The organism is Sebaldella sp. S0638 (assembly GCF_024158605.1).
Lineage (GTDB): Bacteria > Fusobacteriota > Fusobacteriia > Fusobacteriales > Leptotrichiaceae > Sebaldella.
This window is the reverse complement of sequence record NZ_JAMZGM010000177.1, coordinates 1-5,118: the sequence shown is the minus strand read 5'-3', so window position 1 is coordinate 5,118 and position 5,118 is coordinate 1. Positions and strand designations below refer to the sequence as shown.

Annotated in this window: 4 protein-coding genes; all 4 read right to left on the bottom strand. The window is 38.3% G+C overall.

From position 1 onward, the window contains the following. Positions 1 to 1,679 (bottom strand): dihydrolipoyl dehydrogenase (lpdA, locus tag NK213_RS18815; protein WP_253352120.1); only part of this gene is annotated, 1,679 nt, incomplete at its 3' end. A 70-nt stretch (positions 1,680 to 1,749) separates the two neighbouring features. Beyond that, positions 1,750 to 3,075, bottom strand: a complete 1,326-nt coding sequence (locus tag NK213_RS18810) for a dihydrolipoamide acetyltransferase family protein (RefSeq protein WP_253352119.1) — start codon at positions 3,073 to 3,075, stop codon at positions 1,750 to 1,752. Between the two features lie 39 nt (positions 3,076 to 3,114). After that, positions 3,115 to 4,098, bottom strand: coding sequence for an alpha-ketoacid dehydrogenase subunit beta (locus NK213_RS18805; RefSeq protein ID WP_253352118.1), 984 nt, complete (start codon positions 4,096 to 4,098; stop codon positions 3,115 to 3,117). 77 nt (positions 4,099 to 4,175) lie between these two features. Beyond that, the coding region (locus NK213_RS18800) for a thiamine pyrophosphate-dependent dehydrogenase E1 component subunit alpha (RefSeq protein ID WP_253352117.1) at positions 4,176 to 5,118 on the bottom strand (943 nt) is incomplete at its 5' end.

Sequence of the window (5,118 nt, the reverse complement as noted above, 5' to 3'; positions counted from 1 at the left end):
TTAGGCAGATGAAGCGCCTTCCCAAGACAGTCTGCACATGCTTCAAGTATTGCTTCCGAGAATGTAGGATGGGCATATATGATCTCTGATGCCTCCTCTATTGTTATCTCCATTTCCATCAAGATTACTCCCGCACTTATCATCTCTGTTGCCTTACTTCCTATTATGTGTAAGCCCAGTATTTCACCGTACTTTTCGTCACATATTACCTTTACAAACCCTTCTTCTTCACTCGAAGCTATTGCTCTTCCATTTGCTCCAAAGTTAAATCTTCCTGTTCTTATTCCTCCATATTTCTTTACCGCTTCTTCTTCTGTCAGTCCCACAGAAGCTATCTCTGGCAGAGTATACACACATTTCGGCGTATTCTCCAGTCTCACTTCTTCTCTTCCTCCAAGTGCATTTGCCGCTGCTGCTTCTCCCATCTTAAATGCCGAGTGGGCAAGCATTGATAATCCGTTTATATCTCCTGCAGCATATACTCCCTCTATACTTGTCTCCATATATTCATTTACTGTCAGCTTACCTCTCTCCTGTGCTATATCCAGTCCTTCCACACTGCTGAGGTCTGCTTCTCTTCCTATTGAGAAAAGTACATATTCACTGCTCAAACTCTCTCCGCTCTTTAGCTCTGTTTCTATCTCTTTCCCGTTATCCTTAAATCCTGTTACCTGTTTATCTGTCAGTATCTTTATACCTTTTTTCTTAAATATCTTTTCCAGTTCCAAAGATATCTCCTTATCATTAAAAGGTAAAAGATTCGGCATTGCTTCCACTATTGTTACTTCTGTTCCATATCCCCTGAATATTTCTGCAAACTCACAGCCTATTACTCCCCCTCCCACTATTACAAGTCTTTCGGGTACTTTATTAAGATCAAGTATTGTTGTACTTGTCAGTATCTTGTCACTGTCTATTCCGGGTATATTCAGATACTTTGTCTTTGATCCTCCTGCAAGGATTATCTTCTTTCCTTTTAATACATTACCGTCTTCAAGGATTACTTTCTTATCTTCTAAAAGCTTTCCGCCGGTACTGTATACATCCACTCCGTAACTTCTTAATAAACCTCCCACTCCCTGTGAAAGTTTCTTAGTTACCTTATTCTTAAATTCCACTGCCTTTGTCAGATCGGATATATTCTTTGTTATCTTTATATCAAGACCTCTTGACTGTGCCTTTTCTGCTTCCTCTAAGATTTCTATATTCTTTATATATGTCTTGGTAGGAATACAGCCTCTGTTTAAGCAGGTTCCTCCAAGTTCTCTTTTTTCTATTAAAGCTGTTTTGGCTCCAAGCTGGGAAGCCTTATTGGCTGCTATATATCCCGCAGGACCTCCGCCTATTACTATTACATCATATTCTTTTTCATCTGATATTTTAGTATTTACTTCTTTTATTTCTTCATTCTTTTCTTTAACTGTTTCTTTTACACTTTCTCCTTTTTCACCAATATAGCCTATTACTGTGAATACAGGAAGCACCTCATTCTCAAATCTTACTTTCTTCAAAAGATAACCTGAACTCTCTGCTTCTACTTCCATATTTACTTTATCTGTCAGTATTTCGACTATTGGTTCTCCTTCTTTTACTGCATCTCCTTCTTCCTTCAACCATTTTATTATAGTTCCTTCTTCCATTGACATTCCTGCTTTAGGCATTATTATTTCTACTGACATATTCTTCCTTTCTTGTACCTCACCTGTGGATACAGACACTTTATATATCTGCATCCTCTGCCGGTAAGATCTATATTAACAGACTATAAGGGTCTTCTATTAATTTTTTTATATACTGCATAAATTCTGCTCCAAGTGCTCCGTCTATTACCCTGTGATCAAATGTTGCACTCAGATAAATTACTTTCTTTATTTTTATCTTTCCGTCTTTTGCCACTGGTTTTTCCTCTATTGTTCCTACTCCTATTATACAGCTGTTTGGCTGATTTATTATCGGATTAAAGTAATGTACCCCGTACATTCCAAGATTGCTTAATGTTATTGTACTTCCGCTTTGTTCTGCTGCTCCGAGTTTTCCGTCCCTTGCCTTTTTGATAAGGTCTTTTCCTTCTGTCAGTATATTTCTTATTCCCTTATCTTCTGTATTCTTAACTACAGGTACCATTAATACGCCGTTTCCTGATACTGCAAATCCTACATTTATTTCTTTATGACACAGAATTCCTTTATCTGTTAATGATACATTTATATCAGGATACTTTTTTACTCCTCTGCTTATAGAAAGGATAAGAAGATCGTTTATTGTCAGCTTTTCTCCTGTTTCATCCATCAGAGGCTGTGCTATTTTATCTTTTAGTTTTAGAAGCTTATTCACACCCACTTCTATATTTAAAGTAAATGTAGGTGCAGAAAACTGACTTTCTGTCATTCTGTCCCCTATTACTTTTCTTATACCTGAATATGGTTTTAATTCTGCTTCTTTTGATATTATTTCAGGTGCGGCATTAAGAGTAAGGTCTCTTTTGAATATCTTACCTTTTGCCCCTGTTCCGCTGATACTGTCAAGGTCTATACCTTCCTGTCCTGCTATCTTTCTTGCAAGAGGGGTTGCTTTTATGGTACCGTCTGCAAGGAAAGTCTCTACATCAATTAACTGCACTCTTCCTTTTGGACCTGATCCTGATATATCCCCGAGACTTAAGCTGTTATCTCTTGCTTTCTTTCTTGCTGCCGGGGTTGCTCTGTTTAGTTTATCTGGCAGCATAAGGGACTTATTAAAGAATACAGAGTTTTCTTCTGTTTCTTTTTTATCAGGTTTCTTTTCTTCCACTATTTCTGTTTTTTCCGGAGTTTTTGGAGTTTCGCTGACAGTTTCACCCATCTCACCTATATATCCTATAACAGTGAATACAGGCAGTACCTCATCTTCAAATCTTACTTTCTTTAAAAGATAACCTGAGCTTTCGGCTTCTACTTCCATATTAACTTTATCTGTTAATATTTCCACTATAGCCTCTCCCTCTTTTATTTCATCTCCTTCATTTTTCAGCCATTTTACTATTGTTCCTTCTTCCATTGACATTCCTGCCTTTGGCATTATTATCTCTACTGACATGTTTCCTCCTTCTTAGAAAGTTCTAAAAGCGGTTTTCTTTTACTTTTTATTTACTGCCTTATATATTGCTTCTGTTATATCTTCCTTACTTGGTACTACATAGGCTTCCAGCTTTGGGTTATACGGTATTGGTGTATTCTTTCCCGATAATCTTATTATTTCAGAATCAAGATAGTCAAAAGCTTCGCTTTCTACTATTTCAGATACTATTTCCCCTGCATAGCTTCCTCTTTTTACCGCTTCATTAACTACTATCAGTCTTCCTGTTTTAATTACAGAATTCTTAATTGTTTCTATATCAAGAGGTACAAGTGTTCTTGGATCAATTACTTCTACATCTATTCCGTCTTTAGCTGCTTCTTCTGCTGCCTCAAGAACTCTGGGGAGCATTCTTCCGTATGTTACTACAGTGACATCTTTACCAGTTCTTTTTATATCAGCTACACCTAAAGGGATAGTATATTCTTCCTCAGGTACTTCACCTTTTGTTCTGTAGAGAAGTTTCTGTTCTACAAAGATAACAGGATTATTATCTCTGATAGAGCTTTTTAGAAGACCTTTTACATCATAAGGTGTAGAAGGAGCGACTACTTTAAGTCCGGGAATATGACAGAACCATGCTTCCAGACTTTGTGAATGCTGTGCAGCGGCACCTGTACCAGAACCTGCTGGACATCTTAACACGAATGGCACCTGAGCTTTTCCTCCGAACATATATCTCATTTTGGCAGCCTGATTGACGATGGCATCCATAGCGATAGTGGAAAAGTCCATAAACATGAGTTCAGCAATTGGTCTCATACCGGTAACAGCGGAACCGGCAGCAGCGCCGGCAATAACAGCTTCAGATATTGGAGTATCTCTGACTCTTTCTTCACCGAATTCATCTATCATGCCTACAGATACACCGAATGCACCGCCGTATATACCGACATCTTCTCCTAATAAATATACATTTTCATCCCTTCTCATTTCTTCCGACATAGCTTCTCTGATTGCTTCTGCATATGTTATCTCTCTCATTTATTTTCCTCCTCATTTTCTGCCTTGCTTTTGATAATTGTCATGCACTCATCTGAGTCAGACAAAACATTAAAATTTTAGTCAGCATACACATCTGTTAACGCTGTTTCCAATTCAGGATCAGGTGAATTATTAGCGAATTCCACAGCTTTTTCTATATCCGCTTTAGCTGTCTCCTCTATTTCAATAAGTTCTTCCTCTTTAAAAATCTTCTCTTTTACAAGCTGCTTCTTCATTCTTTCAATAGGATCCTTTGACTTCCAGTCCTCGATCTCCTCTTTAGTTCTGTAAACATTGGCATCACTCTTAGAATGTCCCAGCCATCTGTAAGTTTTACTTTCCACAAGAACCGGCCCGTTCCCTTCTCTGACATACTTAAATATCTCAAGCATTTTATCATAAAGCCCAACAGCATCATTACCATCTACTATATGCCCCGGTATTCCGTAGCTTGATGCTCTGTCTGCTATATTTGTAATATTCATATGTCTTTCCATAGACATAGACATACCGTAAAGATTATTCTCGCAATAAAAGACAACAGGAAGCTTCCATATCGATGCCAGATTCAAAGCCTCATGAAAACTACCTTCATTAGCTGCCCCATCCCCAAAAAAGCAAAGTACGATTTTTCCTGTTTTTTTCATTTGCTGTGTTAATGCAGCTCCTACAGAAAGACCATGTCCTCCGCCTACCACGCCGTTAGCTCCGAGATTCCCCGAATCTATATCTGCAATATGCATTGAACCGCCTTTTCCCTTACAATATCCTGTGGCTTTCCCCAAAAGTTCAGCCATCATTTTATTTAGGTCTACTCCCTTACCAATAACCTGACTGTGACCTCTGTGAGTAGAAGTGATCAGATCACCGTCTTCAAGTGCCATACAAGGGGCAACTCCCGAAGCTTCCTCTCCCATAGAAAGGTGTGTAGTTCCGTGAACCATTCCTCTTGAAAAGAACCATGATACTTTTTGTTCAAAGGCTCTTGCCTCATTCATTCTTTTGTACATTTCTCTATAT

Coding starts and splice junctions, on each gene's coding strand:
- NK213_RS18805 (WP_253352118.1), bottom strand. CDS start 4,098: ATGAGAGAGATAACATATGCAGAAGCAATCAGAGAAGCTATGTCGGAA.
- NK213_RS18810 (WP_253352119.1), bottom strand. CDS start 3,075: ATGTCAGTAGAGATAATAATGCCAAAGGCAGGAATGTCAATGGAAGAA.